Annotated in this window: 19 protein-coding genes; 11 read left to right on the top strand and 8 right to left on the bottom strand. The window is 67.8% G+C overall.

What is annotated here, in order from left to right:
- Positions 1-30: 30 nt before the first annotated feature.
- The 5 genes from H587_RS0107340 to H587_RS0107320 form a co-directional block, all read right to left on the bottom strand.
- The gene (locus H587_RS0107340; protein WP_027175721.1) at positions 31-1,395 is read right to left on the bottom strand and encodes a cobyrinic acid a,c-diamide synthase CobB; all 1,365 of its coding nucleotides are present in this window, start codon (positions 1,393-1,395) and stop codon (positions 31-33) included.
- A gap of 11 nt (positions 1,396-1,406) precedes the next feature.
- On the bottom strand, positions 1,407-2,153 hold the full coding sequence (locus tag H587_RS0107335; protein ID WP_027175720.1) for a tetratricopeptide repeat protein: 747 nt from the start codon (positions 2,151-2,153) through the stop codon (positions 1,407-1,409).
- An 80-nt stretch (positions 2,154-2,233) separates the two neighbouring features.
- Positions 2,234-5,191, bottom strand: coding sequence for an EAL domain-containing protein (locus H587_RS0107330; protein ID WP_027175719.1), 2,958 nt, complete (start codon positions 5,189-5,191; stop codon positions 2,234-2,236).
- Positions 5,188-6,468, bottom strand: coding sequence for an ABC transporter substrate-binding protein (locus tag H587_RS0107325; RefSeq protein WP_027175718.1), 1,281 nt, complete (start codon positions 6,466-6,468; stop codon positions 5,188-5,190). The genes H587_RS0107330 and H587_RS0107325 overlap by 4 nt, the downstream gene beginning before the upstream one ends.
- 120 nt (positions 6,469-6,588) lie before the next feature.
- On the bottom strand, positions 6,589-7,353 hold the full coding sequence (locus H587_RS0107320; protein ID WP_027175717.1) for an RNA methyltransferase: 765 nt from the start codon (positions 7,351-7,353) through the stop codon (positions 6,589-6,591).
- A gap of 156 nt (positions 7,354-7,509) precedes the next feature.
- Between H587_RS0107320 and H587_RS0107315 the strand changes: the two genes are divergently transcribed.
- From H587_RS0107315 to H587_RS20550, 9 genes are all read left to right on the top strand, one after another.
- Complete coding sequence (locus H587_RS0107315; RefSeq protein ID WP_027175716.1) at positions 7,510-8,697, top strand: ABC transporter substrate-binding protein; 1,188 nt, start codon at positions 7,510-7,512, stop codon at positions 8,695-8,697.
- A 39-nt stretch (positions 8,698-8,736) separates the two neighbouring features.
- Positions 8,737-9,663 (top strand): branched-chain amino acid ABC transporter permease, encoded by a 927-nt coding sequence (locus tag H587_RS0107310; protein WP_027175715.1) that lies wholly within the window; start codon positions 8,737-8,739, stop codon positions 9,661-9,663.
- Positions 9,660-10,598, top strand: a complete 939-nt coding sequence (locus tag H587_RS0107305) for a branched-chain amino acid ABC transporter permease (protein ID WP_027175714.1) — start codon at positions 9,660-9,662, stop codon at positions 10,596-10,598. Before H587_RS0107310 ends, H587_RS0107305 begins: the two co-directional genes overlap by 4 nt.
- Positions 10,598-11,320, top strand: a complete 723-nt coding sequence (locus tag H587_RS0107300) for an ABC transporter ATP-binding protein (RefSeq protein ID WP_027175713.1) — start codon at positions 10,598-10,600, stop codon at positions 11,318-11,320. Before H587_RS0107305 ends, H587_RS0107300 begins: the two co-directional genes overlap by 1 nt.
- Complete coding sequence (locus H587_RS0107295; protein WP_027175712.1) at positions 11,313-12,017, top strand: ABC transporter ATP-binding protein; 705 nt, start codon at positions 11,313-11,315, stop codon at positions 12,015-12,017. Before H587_RS0107300 ends, H587_RS0107295 begins: the two co-directional genes overlap by 8 nt.
- Positions 12,018-12,036: 19 nt before the next feature.
- Positions 12,037-12,684, top strand: a complete 648-nt coding sequence (locus H587_RS0107290) for a CBS and ACT domain-containing protein (protein ID WP_027175711.1) — start codon at positions 12,037-12,039, stop codon at positions 12,682-12,684.
- 114 nt (positions 12,685-12,798) lie between these two features.
- Entirely contained in the window at positions 12,799-13,911 is a 1,113-nt protein-coding gene (locus H587_RS0107285; RefSeq protein ID WP_027175710.1) for an ATP-binding protein, read from the top strand.
- Between the two features lie 64 nt (positions 13,912-13,975).
- Positions 13,976-15,292 carry a malic enzyme-like NAD(P)-binding protein gene (locus H587_RS0107280; protein WP_027175709.1) on the top strand — a complete coding sequence of 439 codons (1,317 nt, stop codon included), beginning with the start codon at positions 13,976-13,978 and terminating at the stop codon, positions 15,290-15,292.
- A gap of 78 nt (positions 15,293-15,370) precedes the next feature.
- Positions 15,371-15,541 (top strand): alpha-crystallin domain-containing protein, encoded by a 171-nt coding sequence (locus tag H587_RS20550; protein WP_156904477.1) that lies wholly within the window; start codon positions 15,371-15,373, stop codon positions 15,539-15,541.
- Here the strand turns inward: H587_RS20550 and H587_RS0107270 are convergent.
- The 3 genes from H587_RS0107270 to H587_RS0107260 form a co-directional block, all read right to left on the bottom strand.
- Positions 15,538-17,493 carry a FapA family protein gene (locus H587_RS0107270; protein ID WP_051202518.1) on the bottom strand — a complete coding sequence of 652 codons (1,956 nt, stop codon included), beginning with the start codon at positions 17,491-17,493 and terminating at the stop codon, positions 15,538-15,540. The two genes, H587_RS20550 and H587_RS0107270, sit on opposite strands and share 4 nt — an antisense overlap.
- A 120-nt stretch (positions 17,494-17,613) precedes the next feature.
- On the bottom strand, positions 17,614-18,858 hold the full coding sequence (locus H587_RS0107265) for a BPL-N domain-containing protein (protein ID WP_027175707.1): 1,245 nt from the start codon (positions 18,856-18,858) through the stop codon (positions 17,614-17,616).
- 82 nt (positions 18,859-18,940) lie between these two features.
- Positions 18,941-20,674: a dipeptidase gene (locus H587_RS0107260; RefSeq protein ID WP_027175706.1), complete on the bottom strand. Its 1,734-nt coding sequence runs from the start codon at positions 20,672-20,674 to the stop codon at positions 18,941-18,943.
- 364 nt (positions 20,675-21,038) lie between these two features.
- On the opposite strand from H587_RS0107260, the gene H587_RS0107255 reads away from it, so the two are divergent.
- Positions 21,039-23,696: a valine--tRNA ligase gene (locus tag H587_RS0107255; RefSeq protein ID WP_027175705.1), complete on the top strand. Its 2,658-nt coding sequence runs from the start codon at positions 21,039-21,041 to the stop codon at positions 23,694-23,696.
- 149 nt (positions 23,697-23,845) lie between these two features.
- On the top strand, positions 23,846-25,357 hold the full coding sequence (cobA, locus tag H587_RS0107250; protein ID WP_027175704.1) for a uroporphyrinogen-III C-methyltransferase: 1,512 nt from the start codon (positions 23,846-23,848) through the stop codon (positions 25,355-25,357).
- Positions 25,358-25,368: the final 11 nt, after the last annotated feature.

The following is a 25,368-nucleotide window of genomic DNA, read 5'->3' as shown; positions in this document are numbered from 1 at the left end:
GGGCCGGGCCGCAAGCTCCGCCGGGGGATTTCAGCGCCGCGCGGCGCAGGCCTCCACGAAGGCCCGCGCGGCTTCGGGGCAAGAGCCGAAATGCAGATGGATATAGGAGGCCAGGGTGTTTTCGTGGCAGAAGCCCTCGGCCGGACGCGGGCCGTCGCGGCCGCTCACCGCGTAGGCCGTGTCCGGGGTTCCGGGCGCGGGCTCCAGGGCGGTGTAGTGGAATTCGTGGCCGCGCAGGGTCGTCCCCGCCGGGCCCAGGAGGGTGGGCCGGGTGGTGGTCACCTGGCGGTAGCCCAGGGCGGCGAGCCGGGGCTTCAATTCGGCCCGGAAGGGGAAGGCGCCGCACATGGGGAAGGTCCGGCCCTCCACGCTGATCCGGTCCAGGAGGTAGAGCAGCCCGCCGCATTCGGCGTAGACCGGCCGCCCGGAGCGGGAGAAGGCCAGGATCTCCTTGCGCAGGGAGGCGTTCTGGGCCAGGTCGAAGGCCGCCAGCTCGGGGTAGCCGCCGGGCAGGTAGAGCCCGTCCAGGTCCGGGGGCAGATGCTTGTCCGCCAGCGGCGAGAAGGGCGCGATCTCGGCCCCGGCGTCGCGCAGCAGGCGGAGGTTCTCCTCGTAGACGAAACAGAAGGCCCGGTCCCGGGCCAGCCCGATGCGCGCGCGCGTTCCGGGCGGGGGCGGATCGTCCGGGGCCGCGGGTGCGACGGCGGGCAGGGCGGCCAGCAGGGCGTCCAGGTCCAGGTGCCGTTCGCAGGCGTCGGCCAGACGGCCGAGCAGTTCGTCGAGACCGGCGGCGTCCTCGGCCGTGACCAGGCCCAGATGCCGCGCGGGCAGGGCCAGGGAGTCGTCGCGCGGCAGGCAACCCAGCAGGGGCGGCCCCGGCAGGTGGGCCTCCAGGGCCTTGCGCAGGGTGTCGGCGTGGGAGGTCGAACCCACCCGGTCGAGGATCACCCCGGCGAAGCGCAGCGCGGGGTCGAAACGAACGTAGCCCTGCACCAGGGCGGCCGCGGAGCGGGCCAGGGAGCGGGCGTCGGCCACCAGGATCACGGGCAGGTCCAGGAGCGCGGCCAGTTCGGCGGTGGAGCCGGTGTTCTCCGTGGGCGAGAGGCCGTCGAAGAGGCCCATGACCCCTTCGACCAGGGCCAGGTCCGCCTCCCCGGCATGGCGGGCGAAGAGGTCGCGCACGGCCTTCGGGGGCAGCATCCAGGAATCCAGGTTGTGCGAGTGGCGCCCGGCGGCCCGGGCGTGCAGGCCGGGGTCGATGAAGTCCGGCCCGGCCTTGAACGGCGCCACGCGCAGTCCGCGCCGGGCGAAGGCGGTCATGAGCCCCAGGGTCACGGAGGTCTTGCCGCAGCCGCTGTGGGTTCCGGCGATGACGCAGGCTTTGGGCGCGGGCATGGCGGCGCGGGTCAGGCTAGACCCTTTTTCTTGAGATGCTCCAGGAAGGTCCGGGCCTCGTCGAAGCCGGGATTGATCTCCAGGGCCTTGCCCAGGTGCGCGGCGGCGGTTTCGTGGTCGCCCTTCTCGAAGGCGGCCCGGGCCGCGTTGTAGCGCAGATGCTCGTCGTTCGGGGAGATGTTCAGGCCCTTCTGATAGTACTCCAGGGCCTGCTCATGCATGCCGGACTTGCGCAGGTTGATGCCGAACTCATTGAACAGGTGCTTGTGCTCGGGCTCGTAGGCGGCCTCGATGGAGACCACGCGGCGGAACACCTCGTCGGCCTTCTGTTTTTCGCCCCGGGAGAGGTAGCACAGGCCGATGCCGAAGTTGGCGCGAACGTTCTCCTCGTCCAGGGCCAGGGCCTTGTTGAACTCGAACTCGGCGGTGAAGGTCTCGCCGCGCTTGCGGAACTTCTCGCCCCGGGCCACCGAGACCTGCACCTCGCGCATCTTGGGCAGTACGGTTTGCTGGTACATGCCGGGCTCGGGCAGGTAGGACTTGAGCAGATCCTCGCGGGTGATGGGCGTCTTGGTTCCCACGGGCAGGCCGAGCGGCCCCAGGGCCTGCATGATGAGCTGTCCCTCCTCGTTCTCCGAGACGAAGAAGAAGGAACTCTGGGCCACCCTGCGGCTGGTGGCGCCCGCTCCGATCTTGATGGTCTTCTGCAGGGAGAAGACGCCCGCGAAGTGTTCCTTGGGGGCCGTGCCCTCGCTCATGTCGCGCTCCGCGCCGCTTGGTTTCAGGCGCGGGTTCAACATACACGGAAAGATGCCTGCGGGGAAGCGGGCGGGAGCCCTCAGCCTTGCGCGCGGGCGGCCTGGGCGTGGAGCAGGGCCAGGGCTTCCTCCTCGGCCACGGGCCGATGGAAGAGGAAGCCCTGGGCCAGACCGCAGCCGGTCCGGCGCAGGAATTCGAGCTGCTCCGGCGTCTCCACTCCCTCGGCCACCACCGAGAGCCCCAGGGAGTTGCCCAGGGAGATGATGCTCGTGGCGATGGCCCGGGTGTCGCCGTCGCTGTTCACCGCGGCCACGAAGCTCTTGTCCACCTTGATCACGTCGATGGGGTAGCGCTGGAGGTAGCCCAGGGAGGAGTATCCCGTGCCGAAGTCGTCGATGCACAGCCTGACGCCCAGGTTCTTGAGCTTGCCGAGCACGTCGGCGGCGGTGGACAGGTTGTCCACGAAGGCGCTCTCGGTGATCTCCAGGGTCAGGCAGGCCGGGGGCAGGCCGGAGTCCAGGAGCGCGGCCTCCACCTCGCCCACGAGGAAGGGGTTGCGGAAGTGCTTGCCCGAGACGTTCACATGCACGTTCAGGGAGCGGGCCGAAGCCCCGGGGCCCCGCCCGTTCATCCAGGAGCTGAGATCGCGGCAGACCTGATGCAGCACGCCGTAGTCGATGGGGTAGATGAGTCCGGCGTCCTCCGCCAGGGTGATGAACTCCGTGGGGTTCACCGGCCCGTGGGTCGGGTGGGTCCAGCGCAGCAGGGCCTCGAAGCCCACCACCCGCCGGTCGCGCAGGCGCACGATGGGCTGGTAGACGAGCCGCAGGTCGCGGGCGTCCACGGCGTGGCGCAGGTCGGTCTCCAGTTCCATGAGCCGCAGGGCGGCCACGTGCATGCGGTGGTTGAAGACCTTGAAGCGCGACTTGCCCTGCTCCTTGGCCCGATACATGGCCGTGTCGGCGTCGCGCAGCAGGGCGTCCGGCTGTTCGTAGGACTCGGTGTGCAGGACGATGCCGATGCTGGCCGAGGTGAAGACCTCGTGCCCGCGCAGGTCGAAGGGCCGCCCCATGTCCTCCAGGATGCGTCGGGCGATGCGGATGGCGTCGCGGGGCGCGGTGATGTCCTCCAGGAGGACGGCGAACTCGTCGCCGCCGAAGCGGGCCACGGTGTCCATGCTCCGGGCGCAACGGGTCAGGGTCTGGGCCACCGAGCGGAGCAGATCGTCGCCCGCCGCGTGCCCCAGGGAGTCGTTGATGACCTTGAAGCGGTCCAGGTCCAGGTAGAGCACCGCGAAGCGGAAGCGGTCCTGGCGCTTGCGGCGCTCCATGGCCATCTTCAGGTGGTCCAGGAAGAGGGCCCGGTTGGGCAGAAGCGTGAGCGGATCGTGGAAGGCCTGGTGCAGGAGCTGGGCCTCATACTCCTTGCGCAGGGTGATGTCCTCCACCGAGCCCTCGACGTGCAGGGGATTGCCCCGGGAGTCGCGGACCAGCCGGGCGTTCTCGGAGATCCAGATGACGCGGCCCGAGCGGCGGCGGAGCTGGGCCTCGAAGCCCTTGACCTCGCCTTTGTCCAGGATCAGGGCCAGCAGCTCCCTCCATTTGCCCGGGTCCACATAGCGGGTGCCCGCGCCGTCCCGCAGCTCGGTCAGCAGGGAGTCCACGTCGGCGTAGCCCAGGATGCGGGCCAGGGCAGGATTGGCGCTGATGTAGTGCCCGTCCGCCGAGACCTGGTAGATGCCCTCCACGGCGTTCTCGAAGATGGAGCGGTACTTGCTTTCGGCCTTGCGCAAGGCCTCGGCCACCACCTTGCGCTCGGCCACCTCGATCTTGAGCTGGATGTTGGCCCGCGACAATTCGCGGGTCCGCTCCTCGACCTTCTGCTCCAGGTCGTCGTGGGCCTGGCGCAGGGCCTCCTCGTGGCGTTTGCGCTCGGTCACGTCGCGCAGGATGCTCACCGTGCCGGTCTGGTCCTTGAGGGCCACCGGCGCGGAGGAAACCTCCACCGGGAAAAAGCTGCCGTCGGCCCGCTGGGCCAGGGTTTCCAACACGCGGTCCGGGGCCGGGGCGTCCATGGTCCGGGGGCAGACCAGATTCGCCGTCTCGGGGCCCAGTAGATCGCTCACCAGCCGGCCGTTGATGGTCGCGCCCTCCAGGCGGAAGAGACGGGCCAGGGCCGGGTTGTGGCGCACCACGCGGCCCTCGGAGTCGATGACCAGGAGCCCTTCGGCCATGTTGTTGAGCACGGCCGAGAGCGAGGAGAGGGCCTCCTTGAGATCGGCGGTGGCGTTGACCACGGCGGCCTCCAGGCCGGTGACCATGCCGGAGACGTCGCGGGCCATGGAGCGCATGCTCCGGGCCAGATCGCCCACCTCGTCCTTGGAGGAGATGCTCACGTCGGCGCTGAAGTCGTGGGCCGCCACCTTGCCCGCGTATTCCGTGAGCTGGACCAGGGGCTGAGAGATGTTGCGGATGAACAGGGCCGCCGCGATGGTGCAGACGGCGAAGAGCAGCAGGGTGATGGAGAGTTGCTGGACGAGAGCCCGGCGGATGTAGCCCCGGATTTCCCCCCGGTCCATGCCGATGTGGATGCTCCCGGCCAAACCTTCGAGCATGGGAGTGGCGATGTGCAGATAGTCGTGGCCTTCGCCGGTGCGCACCTCGGCGAGCGATGTCCGCTCCGGGCTGCGGAGCCCGGCGGAGGCCCGCACCCGGGCCAGAACCTCCGGCGGCACGGCGGGCACGAAGGTGTGGGCCAGGATTTCGCCCTGCTCGTCGGCCACCACCACGTAGGCCACGCCCTTGATGTGCAGGTACTGGTCGATGCGCGACTGCACGCCCGCGGCGTCGCGCTCCAGGATGAGCGAGAGGTCGGACTCGGCCACGGTGCGGGCCAGGGCTTTGGCTTTGTCCGTATACTCGGCCGTGAGGTTGCGGTTCACGAGGTGGGCGAAGACCAGGGACATGACCGCGGCGATGCCCGCGAAGCCCAGGATCATGAACAGCAGGGTCTTGCGGAAGAGCCGGGAGCGCTTCATCGCAGCCACCACGCGTTCCAGTCCCGGATGGGCACCAGGAGCCCGTCGCGGACGGTGACGAAGTAGACCCTGGAGAGCCCCTGTCGGCGGTTCCGGCCGAAGCTCACCGGCTCACCGATGCCCAGGTCGAAGTCCCAGATGCTTTCCAGCGCGGAGGCCAGGTCCGAGCGCCTGGGTTCGGGCGGCATGCGGCGCACGGCCTCCGCCAGGAGCATGGCGTTCAGGAAGCCCTCGAAGCTCACGAAGCTGAAACGGTTGGGAGTGTATGCCTCGGCCAGCCCGTCGGGCGGCATCTGGGCCCGGCTGTCCATGAGCCTGCGGTAGAGGCCCACGGCGGGCAGCGTCAGATCCTCGTAGCTCGGCACCACCTGGGCGAAGATGAGATCGCGGGTGTAGTCGCGGCCCGCGCGCGCCGAATCGTCCTGAAGGATCTTCAGCATGTTGTCGGCGTCGGCGAAGGAGACCCCGGCGATGGGCGCGTCCAGGCCCGCGTCGCGGGCTTGGCGGATGAAGGCCGCGCAGGCCCCGTAGGTGCCCACGGTGATCACCGCCTGGGGCCGGGCCTGGAGGATGAGCCGGACCTGCCCCTCGAACTCTCCCTGATCTTCGGCCCCGCGCCGGTAGGAGGCCTCGCCCGCCATGCTCAGGCCATAGCCCTTGAGGGCCCGGCGCACGCCGTCCCAGCCGCTGCGGCCGTAGGCGTCCTCCTGATAGAACACGGCCACCCGGGTGCGGCCCACGGCCACGAGGTGGTCAACCAGCCCCTGGGCCTCGGTCCTGTAAGATTCGCGCAGGTTGTAGACGAAGCGGCCATAGGGAGGTTCGCGGAGGTTGTGGGCTCCGGTGAGAGGGAAGAGCAGGAGGACGTCATCGGCCTCGAAGCGCTTGAGCAGGGGCAGGACGCGGGTGGCCGTGGGCGTGCCCACGTATGAGAAGAGGGCGAAGACCTGATGCTCGCGCACCAGGGTGATGGTGTTGCGTACGGCCCGTTCCGGGTCGTAGCCGTCGTCCAGGGGGAGGATCTCGATGCGCCGGCCGTTCACGCCGCCCTGGGCGTTGATGTGCGAGAGGTAGGCCGTGGCCCCGCGGTAGAATTCGATTCCCAGGCCCCGATTGGAGCCCCGGAAGGGAGCCGACATGCCGAACACCAGCGGGGGGGCGGATTCCGGCTGGGCGGCCGAGGCGGGGGCGAGGAGCGCGAGGAGACACGCCGCAAGGACGGCCGCGGCCAGGATCGGACGGAGGACCGTCGCCGGGCGGCTCTTCCCTTGAAGCATGGCTCCCCTCCCTTGGCGTCTCCGGGAAAACCCTTTTCGCCGGAGTCTGGGCCGTTTCTGCCAATTTAACGAGCGGAAATCAAGGTTCTCCCGGGCCGGAATATCGAAAAGGCGGGACGATTATAACGTCTCCCGCGTGTCCCGTATCGGCTTGCCGGTTTTCCCCGCGAGCCAGAGGATCTGTCGGCAGACGCCCATGAGCATGTTGAATTCGGCCCGAGTGGGATCCAGGCGCGAGAGGGTGCGACGCACGGGCAGGAGCCAGTAGTCCGTGTTCTGCTCCTTGAGGTAGCCGATGGCCAGCAGGGCCTCGCGCAGGGCGGCGGCCAGGGCTTCGCGCTCCTGGTGGTCCAGGCCGTGGCGCGAGTGGGCCGGGGATGCGGGCTGGGAGGCCCGCCTGCGGGCCTCGAAGCACTCGTAGAGCAGGACCATGACCGCCTGGGCCAGATTCAGGGACGTGCCCTCGACGGCAGTGGGAATGGAGCAGAGCCCGTCGAGGATCATGGTCTCCTCGTTGGTCAGACCTTGGTCCTCCGGCCCGAAGACCAGGGCCAGGCGTTCGCCGCTCTCCAGGCGGGGAGCCAGCTGGGCCGCCAGGGTCCGGGGCGTGGACACGGCCTGTCGCCAGCCGCCGAGGCGGGCCGTGGTGCCGTAGGCCGCGGCGCAGTCGGCCAGGGCCTCGGGCAGGTCGTCGACCACGCGGGCCGAGGTGAGAATGTCCTTGGCGTGGACCGTGGCCAGGGGCAGGGCCCGCTCCAGGTCCAGGCGCTCGGGAGCCACCAGGACCAGATCCCGGCAGCCCATGTTCAGGCAGGCCCGTGCCGCGGAGCCGATGTTTTCGGGGAAGCGGGTGTGGACCAGGACGAGGCGCAATCCGTCGAGCATGGGCAAGGGGTATCGCAAGGCGGCGCGTGCTGCAAGGTGATCGAGAAATCAAAAAAACGGCCGGACCCCCTTTACTGAAGATGCCGGATTGAGATATGCCGATATCCACTCATTCCGCTTTTTCCTAACACCTTTTTACCATTGCGAGGTTTGCACATGAGGAGGACTGTCGCGCTTTTCTTGGCCCTTCTCCTGACGCTCGCGTGGGCCGGACAGGTCCAGGCCAAGGACATCGTCCTCGGCGTGCCCCTGCCGCTCACCGGAGCCCAGGCGAAGTTCGGGGAGATCATCAAGAAGTCCTATGAAATCGCCCAGGAGGAGATCAACGCCAAGGGCGGCGTCAAGGGCGACAAGCTGGTGCTCAATTTCGAGGACTCCCAGGGCAAACCCGAGATCTCCCGCTCCATCGTCGAGAAGCTCATCGACGTGGACAAGCAGCCCGTGGTCTTCGCGGAGTACACCTCGGCCTGCGCCAAGGCCGTGGCCGCCGTGGCCGAGGAGCGCAAGACTCCCTATCTGGTCGTCGCCAGCGCCGCCGACGAGATCACCCAGCAGAACTACAAGTACGTCTTCCGCCTCAACCCGAGCAACGCCTACTACGCCTCGGGCCTGCTGAGCTTCATGGCCGACGTGGTCAAGCCCAAGAGCATCGCCATCCTCTATGAAAGCTCCGACTTCGGCACCTCCGGCGCCGAGGAGATGGCCAAGAGCGCCGAGAAGGCGGGCATGAAGGTGCTGCTCAAGGAGAAGTACGAGAAGGGCGCGGTGGACTTCAAGCCCATCCTGTCCAAGGTCAAGGCCGCCCGGCCGGACGTGATCTACATGGTCTCCTACGTCATGGACGCAGCCTTGCTCATGCGCCAGATCAAGGAACTGCGCATCGACGCCGGACTCTTCGCGGGCGGCGCGGCGGGTTTCGCCATCCCCGAGTTCGTGGGCAACGCCAAGGACGCCGCCGAGTACGTGGTCACGGCCACCCTCTGGTCGCCCCAGGTGCCCTTCCCCGGGGCCAAGGAATACTTCGAGAAATACAAGTCCAAGTACGGCGCCGAGCCTTCCTATCACGGGGCCCTGGCGTACTCTTCCCTGTACGTCGTCGCCGACGCCCTCTCCCGGTCCAAGTCCATGAAGCAGGACGACATCCGTGACGCCCTCAAGGCCACGGACATGATGACCGCCTTCGGTCCGGCCAAGTTCCAGGACAAGGACGGCTATCAGAACCAGAACTTCATGGAGACCCTGGTGCTCCAGGTCATCGACGGCAAGCACCAGACCATCTGGCCCGAGAAGTATGCCGGAGCCAAGTACGTGTTCCCCATTCCGAAATGGCGCGACCGCAAGTAACAGCTCCGGGAACCGACAGCACAAAAGGGAGACGGGTCGATGTGGGTACAGCTTGAGGTCTTCCTGCAGACGCTCATATCGGGCGTGCTGCTGGGAGGACTCTATGCGCTTATCGGCTTGGGCATGACGCTCATCCTCGGCGTCATGAAGATCATCAACCTGACGCACGGCCAGCTCATGATGGTGGCCATGTACGTGGCCTACTGGCTGTTCACGCTGTTCCACATCGACCCGTACGTCTCCCTGCTCATCGCCCCGCCGCTGCTGTTCCTGCTGGGCATGTTCCTGCAGAAGACGCTCATCAATCCCGTGCTGCGGGTGGAGTCCATCCTGCCCCACAACCAGGTCATCCTGACCGTGGGCATCGGCATGGTTCTCCAGAACCTGGCGACCATCTTCTTCACCTCGGACTACAAGTCCACGCCGGTGGATTACGCCACCGACGCCTGGTACCTGTCCGACTACTGGAAGGACGCGCCCTTCGAGCTCTCGCTCTCCTATCCCTGGACCGTGTCCTTCCTCCTGGCCGTGGGCATCACCACGGCGCTCTGGTTCTTCCTGGCCAAGACCGACACGGGCAAGTCCATCCGGGCCACGGCCCAGGACCGCGACGCCGCCGCGCTCATGGGCGTGAACGTGGGCCTCATGCGGGTCATCACCTTCGGCCTGGGCTCGGCCCTGGTGGGAGCGGCGGGCTGCCTGTTCATCCCGATCTACTACCTCTTCCCGTCGCTGGGGTCGCAGTTCACGCTCATCGCCTTCGTCATCACCATTCTGGGCGGCCTGGGGTCGACCATGGGCGCGATCCTGGGAGGGCTCATCCTGGGGATCTTCGAGTCCATGACCGCCACCTACGTGGGCATGGGCTGGGCCCCGGTGGGCCGCTTCGCCATCTTCGTGGCCGCCCTGGTCTTCCTGCCCGGAGGCGTGGCCTCGCTGCTCAAGCGCAAGGCGGTGACGAAATGAAACGTTTCGCCCCCCTCATCGTGCTCGCGGCCATGGCCGTTCTGCCCCTCCTGGGCCTGTCCAGCTACGTCATGCATCTGCTCATCCTGGTCATCATGTGGTCCGTCTCGGGCATGGCCTGGAACCTGCTCGGCGGCTACACCGGCCAGGTCTCCTTCGGCCACGCGGCCTTCTTCGGCCTGGGCGCGTACTGCGCGGGCCTGGCCAGCTTTCACTTGAACATCTCGGCCTGGTACGGCTTCCCGCTATCCATCCCGTTCGTGGCCGCGACCGCCCTGGTCATGGGCCTGATCGTGCTCCGGCTGCGCGGACCCTACTTCGTCTTGGCCACCCTGGCCCTGGGCGAGATCATGCGCATCACGGCCGAGAACCTCACCGATCTGACCCAGGGCAACCTGGGGATCATGATCCAGCGCACCTGGGTGGAGAAGACCGGCTACTACTACGTGATTCTGGCCGTGGCCGCGCTGACCTTTTGGGTGGTCAAGCTCCTGGCCGAGAGCCGATGGGGCTACTACTTCGTGGCCATCCGCGAGGACCAGGACGCGGCCGAGAGCCTGGGCATCAACGCCACCCTGTACAAGACCATCGCGCTCACCGTGAGCGCGGTCATCACCGGCTTCTCCGGCGCGTTCTACATGAACTACATGGGCTACATCGACCCACAGGTGGTCTTCTCGCTGGGGGACATCTCGATCCTGACCATCATGGTGGTCATGGTCGGCGGCGTGGCCACCTACTGGGGCCCGGTGGTGGGCGCGGTGATCATGGTCCTGCTGGCCGAGGTCATCCGTTCCCTGCCCTACGTGGGCACGGCCTACCAGACCCTCTTCGGCGTGCTGCTCATCGTCATCATCATCTACCTGCCCAACGGCCTGGTGGGCGACCGTCAGACGCTCGCCCGACTCTTCAAGAAGAAAGGAGCGGCGGTCTGATGGCACTCCTCACGGTGGACAAGGTCTCGATGTTCTTCGGCGGCCTGGCCGCCCTCTCCAACATCTCCTTTTCCGTGGAGCGGGGCGAGATACTGGCGCTCATCGGACCGAACGGCGCGGGCAAGACCACGCTCTTCAACGTGGTCAACGGCTTCTACAAACCCTCACGGGGCGAGGTCCGCTTCAAGGACCGCACGGTCTCCGGGCTCAAACCGCACCAGATCTGCCGCCTCGGCGTGGCGCGCACCTTTCAGGTGGTCAAGCCGCTCCAGCGCATGAGCGTGCTGGACAACGTCATCGCCTCGGCCTTCCTGCGCTCCAGGACCAAGGCCGGGGCCGAGCGGCGGGCGCTGGAGGTCCTTGAGTTCACCGGGCTCATGGAGGACCGGGACGTGATCTCCAAGGGCCTGCCTCTGGGCAAGCGCAAGCGCCTGGAGATCGCCCGCGCCCTGGCCACGGAGCCGGAGTTCATTCTCCTGGACGAATCCTTCGCGGGCCTGAACCCGGCCGAGTTGGACGTCTCCATCGAGATCATCAAGGGCATCAAGAAGAAGGGCGTCACCATCATGATCATCGAGCACCACATGAAGGTGATCATGTCCATCTCCGACCGCATCGTCGTGCTCAACTACGGCCAGAAGATCGCCGAGGGGACCCCGGCCGAGATCAGCGCCAACCCTCTCGTGGTCGAGGCTTACCTCGGGGAGGCTGAAGGTGCTTGATATCAGGAACATCAACGTCTTCTACGGCGACGTCCAGGTCATCTGGGACGTCTCCTTCAATATCTGCGAGGGCGAGATCGTGGCCCTCATCGGGGCCAACGGCGCGGGTAAGTCCACGATCCTGCGAACCATCTCCGGGCTTCTGCGCCCGGCCTCGGGCGAGATCCTCTTCGATACGGCGCCCATCCACACCATGGAACCCTACCGGCTCATCGACCTGGGGCTGGCGCACTGCCCGGAGGCCCGCCGCCTGTTCGTGGAGATGAGCGTGGAGGAGAACCTGGACATGGGAGCTTTGCGCGGGGAGGCCAAGAAGAACCGCGCCGCCACCAAGGAGATGGTCTACGGCCTGTTCCCCCGGCTCAAGGAACGCCGCCACCAGCAGTCCGGCACGCTCTCCGGCGGGGAGCAGCAGATGCTGGCCATCGGCCGGGCGCTCATGTCCCACCCGAAACTCGTCATGTTCGACGAGCCCTCGCTGGGCCTGGCCCCGATCCTCGTGCGCGACATCTTCGAGATCATCGGCAAGATCCGCGCCGAGGGCCGCACCGTGCTCATCGTGGAGCAGAACGTGCGCCAGACCCTGGCCATCGCCGACCGCGCCTACGTCCTGGAGACCGGCAAGCTGGTCATGGAGGGCGAGGGCCGGGTCATGCTCAACGACCCCCACGTCAAGGCCGCCTATCTCGGCGTCTGATAAAGCAGGAGGAAGATTCATGCTGGTCAAGGACTGGATGACGACCTACGTGCACACCGTCGGGCCGGACGACCCCATCAACGACGCCGTGCTGCTGCTCAAGGAGAAGAACATCCGCCACCTGCCCGTGGTCGAGAACGGCTTGGTCGTGGGCGTGCTCTCCGACCGCGACATCAAGGAATACGCCCCCTCCAAGGGCACCTCCCTGGATATCTACGAGCTGAACTATCTCCTGGCCAAGACCGCGGTGCGCCAGGTCATGCGCCGTCCGGCCGTGACCATCGGCCCGGACGTGCCCGTGGAGGAGGCGGCCATGATGCTCTTCGACCAGCGCATCGGCTGCCTGCCCGTGGTGGACGGCGGCAAGCTGGTGGGCATCATCTCCGACCGCGACATGTACCGCGTCCTGGTGGAGATCACCGGCGCGCGGCGGGGCGGTTCGCGGGTGAGCTTGGCCCTGGACGACAGGCCCGGCTCCATCAAGGAGGCCGCCGACGTGCTGCGCAAGCACGGCTATCGGCTCCAGAGCATCATGTCCACGAACGAGAAGGCCGGGCCGGGCCAGCGCTACGTGGTCCTCCGCACGCGCGGCGAGGGCGACTACGAGGCCATGCGCCAGGAGATGAAGGAAACCTACGGGATCAACGTGCGCGTGCGCAAGGGCTGACGGGCGCGAGGCCGGAAAGCCCGCGTCCCCGGGACGCCGGCCGCGCCTTGACGCGGACCCCGGCTCCGGCTACGCCTGATGCAGGGAGAACCCGTCCGCTTCCGGGGGGGCTTCATGCTGGCCTTCATCCGTTCGTCCTATTTCCAGGGGCTGCTGGACAGCTTCCAGACCGGCGTCATCCTCTTCAACGACGCGGGCCGGGCTTATGCCGTGAACGCGGCCCTGCCCCGGCTCCTGGGTTTGTCCCATGCGGATCTGGCCCGGACCACCTGGGACGCCTTCTTCCTGAGGCTCGGGCTCAACGAGGATCTCGGGGAATACCTGGAGGCCGCCGGTCCCCTGAACCGGCCCCGGGAACTGCCGCCCACGGACTTCGACTATCTCCACCCCGACGGCGGGACTTTGCGTCTCTCGCTTTCACGTTCGCTTCTGGTGGACTTCGGCAAGCTCTTCGGCATCACCGTGCAGATCGCGGACATGAGCGACATCATCGCCCTGCACGAGCGCGAGAAGGCCATGCTGGAGGAGAACCGTCTGCTCCAGCGTCACCGCGCCCAAGGCCTGCAGAAGCTCTCCATGGCCGTGGCCCACCAGATCCGCAACCCGCTCATGACCGTGGGCGGCTTCAGCGACCTGCTCCTGCGCCGCCTGCCCGAGGCCGCGCCCGAGACCGAGCTGGTGCGGCCCATCCTGGACAGCGCCCGGCGGCTGGAGGCCGTGGTCGAGGCCGTGTCCTCCTTCGCGGCCATCCGTCTGGGCGAGGTCGCGCCCTGCGCCCTGGCCCCGCTGGCCCGCGAGGCCCTGGACCTGGCCTTGGCCGGGTTGGTCCGCGCGGACGGGCATTCCCTGGACATCGCCGGGGACGGCGGAACCGTGGCCGCCGACGCGGACCTGCTGCGCCGGGCCCTGGCGGCGCTCCTGCGCAACAGCCTGGAGGCCGCCGACGGCCCGTGCAGGCTGCGCCTGTCCCTGGAGCCGTTCGAGGATCTCTGGGAGTTGTCGCTGCTGGACGACGGCCCGGGCGTGGCCGAGGAGCATCTGCCCTATGTCTTCGATCCCTTCTACAGCACCCGGCCCCTGTCCGTGGGCATGGGCCTGACCGCGGCCCAGCGCATCGCCCACGAGCACGGCGGGGGAATCAGCCTGGGCCCCGGGCCCCGTGGCGGCTGCCTGGTGCGGCTCGTGCTGCCGCGCCGGACGGCCGGGAACGGCCGCTTTTCTCCTTGACCCGGCCCGGTTGATTCAATAATCAAACCCGGTAATTTCATCTATTTTTTCTGGAGGCGGACCCATGGCACTGTACACCAAGGAAGAGGCGCTCGCGTACCATTCCGACAAGCGCCGGGGCAAGCTGGAAGTCTTCTCCATCAAGCCCTGCGCGACCCAGAAACATCTGACCATGGCCTACAGCCCGGGCGTGGCCGAGGCCTGCCGCGCCATCCACGCCGACACCGAGAAGGTCTACGAGTACACCAACAAGGGCAACCTCGTGGCCGTGGTCTCCAACGGCACGGCCGTGCTCGGCCTGGGCAACATCGGGCCCGAGGCGGGCAAGCCGGTCATGGAAGGCAAGGGCGTGCTCTTCAAGATCTTCGCGGACATCGACGTCTACGACCTGAACATCCGCCAGCTGGACCCGCTCAAGGTCATCGAGTTCTGCAAGATGCTCGAACCCACCTTCGGCGGCATCAACCTCGAGGACATCAAGTCCCCGGAGTGCTTCCAGATCGAGCAGACGCTCATCAAGGAGATGGGCATTCCGGTCTTCCACGACGACCAGCACGGCACGGCCATCATCTCCGGCGCGGGCCTGCTCAACGCCCTGGAGATCAGCGGCAAGAAGATCGGCGACATCAAGGTCGTGGTCTCCGGCGCGGGCGCCGCGGCCGTCTCCACCTGCCGTTTCTACATCAGCATGGGCCTGTCCCGCGAACAGATCTTCATGTTCGACTCCAAGGGTCTGATCCACACCGGCCGCGAGGGCCTGAACAAGGAGAAGCGGGAGTTCGCCCAGTCCAAGGCCTGCACCCTGGCCGAGGCCATGAACGGCGCGGACTTGTTCCTGGGCCTGTCCACCAAGGACATCCTGAACGCCGACATGGTCAGGAGCATGGCCGAGCACCCGGTGATCTTCGCCTGCGCCAACCCGGACCCGGAGATCCCCTACGCCGTGGCCAAGGAGGCTCGCGCGGACCTGATCATGGCCACCGGCAGATCGGACTTCCCGAACCAGATCAACAACGTGCTCGGCTTCCCCTACATCTTCCGGGGCGCGCTCGACGTGCGGGCCCGGATCATCAACGAGGAGATGAAGCTGGCCGCCGCCCGGGCCCTGGCCGACCTGGCCAAGGAGCCGGTCCCGGCCGAGGTCTGCGCCCTGTTCGGGGTCAAGGAATTGAAGTTCGGCATGGACTACGTCATCCCCAAGCCGCTGGACCCGCGCGTGCTCACCTGGGTGGCTCCGGCCGTGGCCAAGGCGGCCATGGACTCCGGCGTGGCGACCCAGCCCCTGGACTTGGCTTCCTATCCGGCGGCCCTGGAAGCCCGCATGGCCTCCATGCGCGCCCGGACCAAGATGGCCGTGGACTCCTTCGGCTACGGCTTCTAAGCCGATACGTCCGTTTGCTTGCTGGGCGGCGGCGGGGGAACCCGTTGCCGCCCGGCCCTTTTTCGGGCAGGGAGGGGCATGGACGATACGGAACGCGAAGTGCTGCGGCGCTTGGCCCTGGAGCGGGGCCTGGACCCCGAGGCCGTGCTGGCCGCCCTGGGCGCGGATGGAAGCCTGCCCGGCGACCTGGAAGGCCTGCTGGCCGAACTGGCGGCCGGGCTCATGGGACAGGACGGCGCGGCGGACTAGAGGTTGCCGACTACGATCTCGCGGGTCTGGTCGTCGTAGTGGAAACTGCTGCGCTCCACGGGCGCGGTGAGCGTCAGGGTGCGGCCCGCGATTTTGATGCTCACGCCCGGATGGGCCACCCGCCGGACCCGGATTTTCGCCAGGGCGAATTCCTGCCGCCGCTTGCGCAGGGCCTCGGCCAGAATCTGGGTGATCTCCCGGAAGCGCTCCCAGCGCTTCATGCGGTAGCGCAGAAGCCGGAGCACGGCCTCTCGCTTCTCCGGCGGGGTGCGCTCCAGGATCACGCGGGGATCGGCGCAGCCCAGGCTCGCGTCGATGCGCTCCAGTTCCTTCTTGATGGCTCCCCGTTCCTCCAGCACGGCCTGGTCTCCATCAGCCTGGATGCTCACGCCCACCACCGTGGCCACTCCCAGGGGCGAACCCAGCTCGTTGCACTCCAGGCCCTTGCCGCAGACCAGGGTTCCACCCTGGACGATGCCTTTGCCCTTCACCGCCAGGATTTGCCCCTGGGTGCGGATGGCGCAGTGGGTGATCTCGTTGCCGATGACCACGTCGCCCTCGGCCTGAATGCGCGCGTTGGTGGCGAACTGGGCCGTGACGTGGCCCCCGGCCCGGATCAGGCCGCCTTTGGACATGAGGATGCCGCCGCCCACCTCCACGTTGCCCTGGGCCTCGACGCGGGCGCTTTCAACCACCTCGCGCACCACCACGTGCCCGGCCGAGTGGACCTCGAAGCCGTCGCGCACGCTGCCCTGGACCTCCACCGAGCCCTTGTCCACGCGGATGTTTCCCGAGGACAGACTCACGTCGCCCGGGACCACCACGCTGTCGGTGATGGACAGCACCTGCCCCTGGACGACCACCATGCCGTCCACCTCGGCCTGGAACAACGCGCCGCCCTCCAAGGCCGTGACCCCCTCGCCCGCGGTGATCTCCAGAGATTGCCCCGAGGACGCGGCGATGGGTTGGTCGAACAGGTCCAGACCCTCCTCCCCCGAAGCCGGGGGATGCAGGCGGGCGAACTGGCGGCCCTTTTCCACCGAGGGATGGCTGCCGCGTTCGCGATAGTCCAGGCGGCCGCCTTGGGCCTCGGTGCCCACCAGGTCGCGGCTGCGGATCAGGAGCTCCAGCCAGCCGTCCTTGCCGGGCTTGGGGGGCGCGCCCAGGGCCAGGACCACGTCCTGTTGGGGCTGGCCGGTCTCCCGGGCCAGGGCCAGGGCCTGTTCCGCATTTTCCCGCAGGAGCGGCCGCGAGATGCGCAGAACCTTGAGGGCCCGGGCCAGCCGCTCGGCGGTCACGGGCCTGTCCAGGGAGTCCGTGGCCATGATCACGGCCCTGGCCTCGGTCTTGTTCTCGTTCAGGGTGATGAGCGGGCGCACCACGGCCCGCTGGGGGGTGACTTCGGCCAGGCCGTAGACCTGTGCCCGCACGGTGTCGTCGGCCGGATTCAGGGCCACGTTGTCCGCGCGGGGCACCTCCAGATCCTTGGCCGGGGCCCGGTTGGCCGGGGTGAGAACGCGGCCGTCGAGGGTCAGGCCGTCCTCGGGTTTTTCCGGGGCGTGCTTGAGGGCCACGATGTCGCCGTGGAACACGGGGCGGCCGTGGTCGCCCATGGGCTCCAGGAAGGCGTCCCGGGATTCCACGGCGGGTTTGCCGCGCACGAGGGTGATGCCCGTGACCGGCTTGTCTTCGGCGATGTTGCGCAGGATCTTGTCCAGGGCCGCCTCGCTGGGCGGCTGGGAGATTCCGGCCCGGGCCAGGGATTCGCGGATGCGCGCCCTGGTCAGGGGCGCGCCGCCGGGGCCGGGCGGGGTGTAGCGGCTGATGCCGAGTTTGAGCCCGTCCTCGGAGAGACAGAAGCGCACCCGGGCGTCCGCGCCGCCGGGTGATCCGCCGCCGTCGGGAATGTCGGCGCAGGTCTGGGGCTTGTCCCGCGAATCCTCGCTTGCCATGCTTCTCCGGCCCGGGTGGGCTGCGGACCCGGGCGCTCCCCTTGTTTACGGGCATACGTGAAGCGGAGGCGGCAATCAACAAATCGAATTATAACCTGACAAACAATATCATGTATTCGATCAATCCTGGCGACGGCACAGCTCCTCGAGGATGCGCGAGAGGTCGGCGTAGAGGCCGCCGGAGGAGGGCGGCGGCCCGAACAGGGCTTCGCGCTGGCCCCGGAGCCCGCGCGGATAGAGGGCCTCGGGCGCGGAGTGCAGCACGGTCATGGCCAGCCGCTCGGAGAGCAGGTAGCCGGTGACGCCCTGGTGGAACAGCTCGGCCAGCCGGCCGAATTCCGCGGCCTTTTCCCGCCAGTAGTCACGGGCGGCCTCGGTCTCCGGGCGGGCCAGGCATTCGCGCACCAGGGCGTAGAGGCTGCCCAGGGCCGCGCCCGGGATGCCGCGCCGCCAGCCAAGGAGCCAGGGATTGCGCCAGAAGAGCAGGAAATGTTCGCTGCCCGTGCGGATGATCTCCTCCATGATGTCTCGGGCGCGCAGGAGCACCGGGTCGGCCCAGGTCACGGGCAGGGAGGCGAGATCCCAGGCGGGCAGGGGCGGCCGCGCGGTGGAGTCCCCGAGGACCGCGTTCAGGATGTGCGAGAACCAGGCGTTGGCCTGCCGCGAGGCCGGGGTTTCCAGGTGGGGGTAGGAGAGCAGGTAGCGGCCCCGGCCCAGCCTGCCGGAAACAACGGCGGGGCGGCCGATGAGGTTCTCGGGTCGGAGGCGGATGCCGTGGAGGTTTTCCCAGTCCTCCAGGATCTGGGGCGGCAGGGCGGAAAGGCTCAGATCCGCGACCCAGAAGTCCGGGCCCGGTTCCCGGTAGCGGGCCAGGGTCTCGGCCTCGTCGCCCTGGGGCGCGAACCGCGCGGGCCACCAGACCGGGGCCAGGATGGACGGGCCCAATCCCTCGGGCACCAGGGGATGGTCCCGGGCCAGCTCCACATGCACATGCCCGCTCAGGAAATGCTGGAAGCGGTCGGAGAAGCCGCCGCGTTCCCAGGGGCAGATGTCCAGGCCGTCACGGCCGGAGAGGCCCAGCCCCGCGCCGCCGCAGAAACCGATGTAGGTTCCGCCGTCGTTCACGTATCCGCGCACGGCGGTCACCCCGACGGACCCCAGGGCCTCGGCCTTGCCCCTGGCCCGGCCGCCGGGCACGAGCAGGGCCGCAGGCCGGTCCTCGGCCAGGACGCCCCGGGCGATCTCCGCGCCGCTCACCAGTCGATGGGGCAGGCCCCAGGCGCGCAGGGCGCGGACCACCAGCAGACCCCAGATGTGGGACTCGTCCCAGTAGACGTGCAGGGCGGAGGGGGATGGGGCGGACATGAAAGGGCAGTAGCAGAGGCGGGCGGGATTCGGCAAGGGACGCCCCCTCCCCGAGGAAGAGGGCGTCCCGCCGGGCGTTCGGTTACTTCTTCGGCTTTTCGTACGTGCTCGGGCCGCTTTCGTAGCCCACGGCCTTGAGCCACCAGGCCGGGTAGAAGACTTCCTGGGCCAGGCCTTCCTTGGTGTTCAGGAAACCGTCGTTGTACTTGATGTAGAGCTGATCCGAGAGATTCCACCAGTCCTTGAGCAGGGCCTTGGCCCGGGTGTCGGCGTCGGCGGTGAGCAGCTTGCGCGCCCCCTTCTGGTCGCCCTTCTTCCAGAGCGCCAGGGCCTTGTCCTCCAGGGCGGGCTGCTCGCCGAAGGCGGTGGACTCGTATCGCTCGCGCACCTTCACGATGTCCTGGATCATGAACGAGTATTTGAGCATGGCGTAGTTGGCCACGTAGTTGAAGGCGGTCCAGAGGCTGCCGCGTTCGAGCTTGAGCGCGTCGCCCTTCTGGATCGGCGCGGGCAGGTCGATGACGCCCGCGTGGAAGGGCAGGAGCACGGCCGTGGCCGGACGGTCCGGGCCGTACCAGGTGAGCCCGCCGATGGCGTCGGGCAGCCACGAGCGCGACTGGTTCACGTAGGCGTAGACGCAGCGGTATATGTTCAGCGGCCGCTCGAAGGCCCCGTCGAGCGGGGTCAGGCGGCCTTCCTTGTCGGCCATGCCCTCGGCCTGGCCCTCGAAGCGGTTCGGGTCGTTGAAGGGCCCGGCGGCCAGCCCCTGGGTCAAATCGAACTCGGTGCCTTCGTAATTATCGCGGTGGATGGCGAAGATGTCCTTGGGGTTGAGCTTGTTGTCCGGCTTGATGGTGAAGGGATAGGCCTTGGTGAAGGGGCCCTCGACCCAGGGGGAGAGCTTCAGCGACGGGGCCACCATTGTCATGGCCCGCCAGACCCGGCGCAGGGAGTAGTAGGGGTGGTGGAACTCGCCGTCGCCGTACACGGCGGTCCAGTCCAGGGGACCGCTCTCGGGCTTCCACCAGCCCTTGGCCTTGGCCACGTCGAAGATGTTCTTGGAGTACATCATGTCCGGGGCGTTCTCCCGGACCTCGCGGATGCGGAACTGGTTGGCGGCCGCGAAGAAGGCGTCGTCGGGCACGCGCTGGGCCACCCAGACGCCGTCCGTGCCGTTCATGTCGTAGCCGCACATCTCGAAGACCCAGCCTTCCTTGGGATCGGCCACGAGGAGGGTCTCGCCGGTGCCGTAGTAGCCGTACTTGGCGATGAGTTCGCCCATGAGCTGGATGGCCTCGCGGGCGGTCGTGCAGCGCTCCAGGGCCACGCGGGACAGCTCGGCGGAGTAGAAGATGCGCTTGCCCGCCTCGGGCTCGGGGTGGACCTTGGCCTTGTCCGTGCATTCGCCGATGGACAGCTGGTGCTCGTTCATGATCCCGTAGTTGGCGTCGAAGTAGGCGTAGGTATGGGCCACCTGGGGGATGAAGCCCAGGGGCACGCTCTTGGGCACGCCGGGGGTGTTGTAGCCCGGGCCGCGCTCGGTGGTCATCATGCGCTGGGACTCGCTGCCGCCCCATTGGGGCTTGAAGTCCAGGGCGCAGTGGGAGTAGTACACCGCGCGCATGCTTCCGGGCTTGTGGTCCATGGCCGGGACAGAGATGAGCCGGGCGTCGCCCAGGCCGTCGTCGGAATGCGAAACGAGCACCGAACCGTCGGTGGAGGCGTCCTTGCCCACGAGGATCGTGGTGCAGGCCAGGGCCGTTCCGGCGGCGCCCAGGCAGCACAGGAACACCAACACGCGCAGAATCCCTTTCATCTCTCCTCCTCTGTTGTCAGGGGCAACCCGTTGAAGAACTTACGAATCGCATTTTTTCTATCGCAGAATCCATGCTGGGTGGCAAGGAGGGCCGCATTATAATCCGGCGGAGCGGCAGGCTTCGCCTGATCTCGGAAAGCAAGGAAGAGCCTCTCCGTTTTCTCTCATCCGACGAAGCCGGGGGCCTTCGGCCCGTTTCAAAGAGACAAAGAGCCGAGAGCCTCTCTGCCTTTCTATAGTCCGACGAAGTCGGCGGCGAAGCCGGGTCTTTCCTCTTGGACGATTTTTGGGTAGGTCTTTCGATTCAGCGCGGACGGGACCGGGCCATGACCCGCTCCCGTCATCTTTCCAAAGGAGTCAGTCGATGTCCGAAGCATCCCTCCCCAAGGGTTACGAGCCTTGGGGCATTGAGGAAAAGTGGGCCAAGCACTGGGAAGAGACCCGGGCCTTCAGCCCCGACCCGGCCGGGCCGGGCAAGCCGTATTCCATCGTCATCCCGCCGCCCAACGTCACCGGCGCCCTGCACATGGGCCACGCCCTGAACCTGACGCTTCAGGACATCCTCTGCCGCTTCCACCGCCAGCAGGGCCGCAAGGTCCTCTGGGTTCCGGGCACGGACCACGCGGGCATCGCCACCCAGAACGTGGTCGAGCGCCAGTTGAAGAAGGAAGGCAAGGGCCGCCATGACCTGGGGCGCGAGGCCTTCATCGCCCGGGTCTGGGAGTGGCGCAAGCAGTACGGCGACCGCATCCTGAACCAGATCCGCCGCCTGGGCGCGTCCGTTGACTGGACCCGGGAGCGCTTCACCCTGGACGAGGGCCTGTCCCGGGCCGTGCGCGAGGTCTTCGCCCGGCTCTTCCACGAGGGACTCATCTACAAGGGCAAGTACATCGTCAACTGGTGCAACCGCTGCCACACGGCCCTGGCCGACGACGAGGTGGAGCACGCCCCGAGGAAGGGCCACCTCTGGCACATCAAGTATCCGCTCATGAAGGGCGGTTCGCTCGTGATCGCCACCACCCGGCCGGAGACGCTGCTCGGCGACACGGCCGTGGCCGTGCATCCCGAGGATGAGCGCTACAACGAGCACATCGGCGAGTACGCGGTGCTGCCCCTGGTGGGCCGCAAGCTCCCGGTCATCGGCGACAACTACGTGGACCGCGAGTTCGGCACCGGCTGCCTGAAGGTCACCCCGGCCCACGACATGAACGACTGGGAACTGGGCCGCAAGCACGGCCTGGAGGTGATGCAGGTCATCGACGAGGACGGGCGCATGAACGAGAACGCGCCCGAGAAGTATCGCGGCATGACCAAGGAGGAGTGCCGCGAGGCCGTGGTGGCAGACCTTCAGGCCGAGGGCCTGCTCCTGGAGGTGGCGGACCACGAGCACAGCGTGGGCGAGTGCTACCGTTGCAAGAGCGTCATCGAGCCGCACGTCTCCACCCAGTGGTTCGTGAAGGTCAAGCCCCTGGCCGAGCGCGCCCGCGCCGCCGTGCCCGCCGACACCGAGATTTTCCCCAAGCAGTGGGAGAAGGTCTACTACGACTGGCTGGACAACATCCGCGACTGGTGCATCAGCCGCCAGATTTGGTGGGGCCACCGCATCCCGGCCTGGACTTGCGAGGCTTGCGGCGAACTCATCGTGGCGGCCAAGGACCCCGACCGCTGCCCCAAGTGCGGCGAGACGCGCCTGGTTCAGGACGAGGACGTGCTGGACACCTGGTTCTCCTCCGCGCTCTGGCCCTTCTCGACCCTGGGCTGGCCGGACAAGACCCCGGAGCTGGCGGCCTTCTATCCCACCTCCGTGCTCGTCACCGGCTTCGACATCCTCTTCTTCTGGGTCGCCCGGATGATGATGATGGGCCTGCACTTCATGGACCGCGTGCCCTTCGGACACGTGTACATCCACGCCCTGGTGCGCGACGAGCAGGGTAAGAAGATGAGCAAGTCCACGGGCAACGTCATCGACCCGCTGGCGATGATCGAGAAATACGGCACCGACTCCCTGCGCTTCACCCTCACGGCCTTCGCGGCCATGGGCCGGGACATCAAGCTCTCGGAGAAGCGCATCGAGGGCTACCGCCACTTCGTGAACAAGATCTGGAACGCGGCCCGCTTCGCGCTCATGAACCTGCCCGAGGCCATGCCCCGGGCGGAGCTGAAGGACTGCGGCGGACTGGCCAACACCTGGATTCTGCGCCGCCTGGAGGAGGTCAAGGAGGAGGTGCGCCTGGCCGTCGTGGAGTACCGCTTCAACGACATGGCCCAGGGGCTCTACCGCTTCATCTGGAGCGAGTTCTGCGACTGGTACCTGGAGATGGCCAAGGGCGACCTCTACGGCCAGGACGAGACGGCCAAGGCCCGCGCCCAGGTGGTGCTCTGGACCGTGCTCTCCGAGACCCTGGTCCTGCTCCACCCGATCATGCCCTTCGTGACCCAGGAGATATGGGCCGCGCTGCCGGGCATCCCGGAAAACCGCAAGGACATCGCCCTGGAGCCTTCCCCGGCCGCCCGTCCCGAACTGCGCGACGAGGCCGTGGCCGCCAGGATGGAGCTGTTCCAGGGCGTGGTCACCGCAGTGCGCAACATCCGCGCCGAACTGGGCGTGGACCCGGCGAAGAAGCTCGACCTGCTCGTGCGCACGCCCTCGGCCGAGGACGCCGCGCTGCTCGAATCCGTGCGGCCCCTGCTGCTCTCCCTGGCCCGGCTGGAGAACTTCCAGGCCGGACCGGAGGTCAAGGGCCCCCGCGCCTCGGGCACGGCCGTGGTGCGCGGCAACGAGGTCTTCGTGCCCCTGGAGGGCGTGGTGGACTTCGAGGCCGAGCTGATCCGCGTGGGCAAGCAGCTGGACAAACTGGCCCAACAGGTGTCCATCGTGGAAAAGAAGCTCGCCAACCAGGGCTTCGTGGCCAAGGCTCCGGCCGAGGTCGTGGAGAAGGAGCGCGAGAAGCTGACGCTTTTGGCCGAGGAGAAGGACAAGCTCTCGGCCCTGGAGGCCCGGCTGCGCAGCGTGGCGGGCTGAGGATGCAAGGCGGGCCCGCCCCGGCGCGGCCGAAACGAGTGTCATGAGCCGCGCGCCCGCGAGGGCGCGCCGTTGAAAGTCTTTGGGGAAGGGGTCCAGGGGAAGCCCCTTTCTCCAGAAAGGGGCTTCCCCTGGCCGCCGGAGGCAACATGTCCAAGGTCTATCTCATCGGCGCGGGCCCGGGCGATCTCGGCCTGTTCACCCTCAAGGGCAAGCAGATTCTGGAGACGGCCGACGTGGTCATCTACGACTACCTGGCCCACCCGGACCTCCTGAAGTTCTGCCGCGAGGACGCGGAAGTGCTCTACGTGGGCAAGAAGGGCGGGGACCACACCCTGCCTCAGGACCAGATCAACGCCCTGATCATCGCCAAGGCCCGCGAGGGCAAGAGCGTGGCCCGGCTCAAGGGCGGTGATCCCTATGTCTTTGGGCGTGGCGGCGAGGAGGCCGAGGAGCTGGTGGAGGCGGGCGTCGAATTCGAGGTGGTCCCGGGCGTCACGTCCGGGGTGGCCGCCGCGGCCTACGCCGGGATTCCGGTGACGCACCGCGACCACACCACGAGCGTCTGCTTCATCACCGGCCACGAGGACCCCACCAAGGAGGAGTCCGGCCACAACTGGGAAGTCTACGGGCGGAGCAGCTCCACCCTGGTTTTCTACATGGGCGTGAAGAACCTGCCCATGATCGCGGGCAACCTGATGAACAACGGCCGCGCTCCGGAGACCCCGGTGGCGTTGGTCCGCTGGGGCACGCGCTGCGACCAGCAGTCCTTCGTCTCCACGCTTGAACACGTGGCCGCAGAGGCCGAGCGCCGGAAGTTCAAGGCCCCGAGCATCATCATCGTGGGCGGGGTCTGCGGCCTGCACGACAAGCTGGCCTGGTTCGAGAAGAAGCCGCTTTTGGGCAAGGGCGTGGTGGTCACGCGCTCCCGCGAGCAGGCCAGCGACCTCTCGGCCCTGCTGCGCGAGGACGGGGCCTGCGTCCTGGAGTTCCCGACCATCGCCGTGACCCCGGCGGCCGACGACGAGGCCGTGGAGAAGGCCGTGGTGGCCCTGCCGTCCTACGACTGGGCCGTGTTCACCTCGGTGAACGGCGTGAAGTGCTTCTGGGACCACCTGGCCGAGTTCGGCCTGGACGCGCGCGTCTTCGCGGGCGTGGAGGTGGGGGCCATCGGCCCGGCCACGGCGGCCGCCCTGGCCGAACGCGGCATCCGCGCGGACTTCGTGCCCGGGAAGTTCGTGGCCGAACAGGTGGTGGCCGGACTGCTGGAGAAAGGCGCGGCGGGCAAGCGCGTCCTCATCCCCCGGGCTCGCGAGGCCCGCGAGGTGCTGCCCGAGGATCTGCGCAAGGCGGGCTGCCACGTGGACGTGCTGCCGGTCTACGAGACCCGGCCCGCCCAGTCCGACGCCTCGGAACTGCGCGCGGCCCTGGACGAGGGCCGCATCCACTACGTGACCTTCGCCAGCTCCTCCACGGTGGACAACTTCTTCGCCCTGATGCCCGCCGAGGAGATGAGGAAACATTCCTCGGTGCGCTTCGCCTGCATCGGCCCGGTGACGGCCCGGACGCTGGAGAAATACGGCTTCGCGCCCGCCGTGCAGCCCGCCGACTACACCATTCCCGCGCTGGTGGCGGCCCTTGTGGAGGACGCGCGCCGGTAGAGCAAGGAGGA

This window comes from Desulfovibrio aminophilus DSM 12254, from assembly GCF_000422565.1.
Taxonomy (GTDB): Bacteria; Desulfobacterota; Desulfovibrionia; order Desulfovibrionales; family Desulfovibrionaceae; genus Aminidesulfovibrio; species Aminidesulfovibrio aminophilus.
The sequence above is the reverse complement of the archived record's forward strand: the minus strand, read 5'-3'. Positions and strand labels throughout refer to the sequence as shown.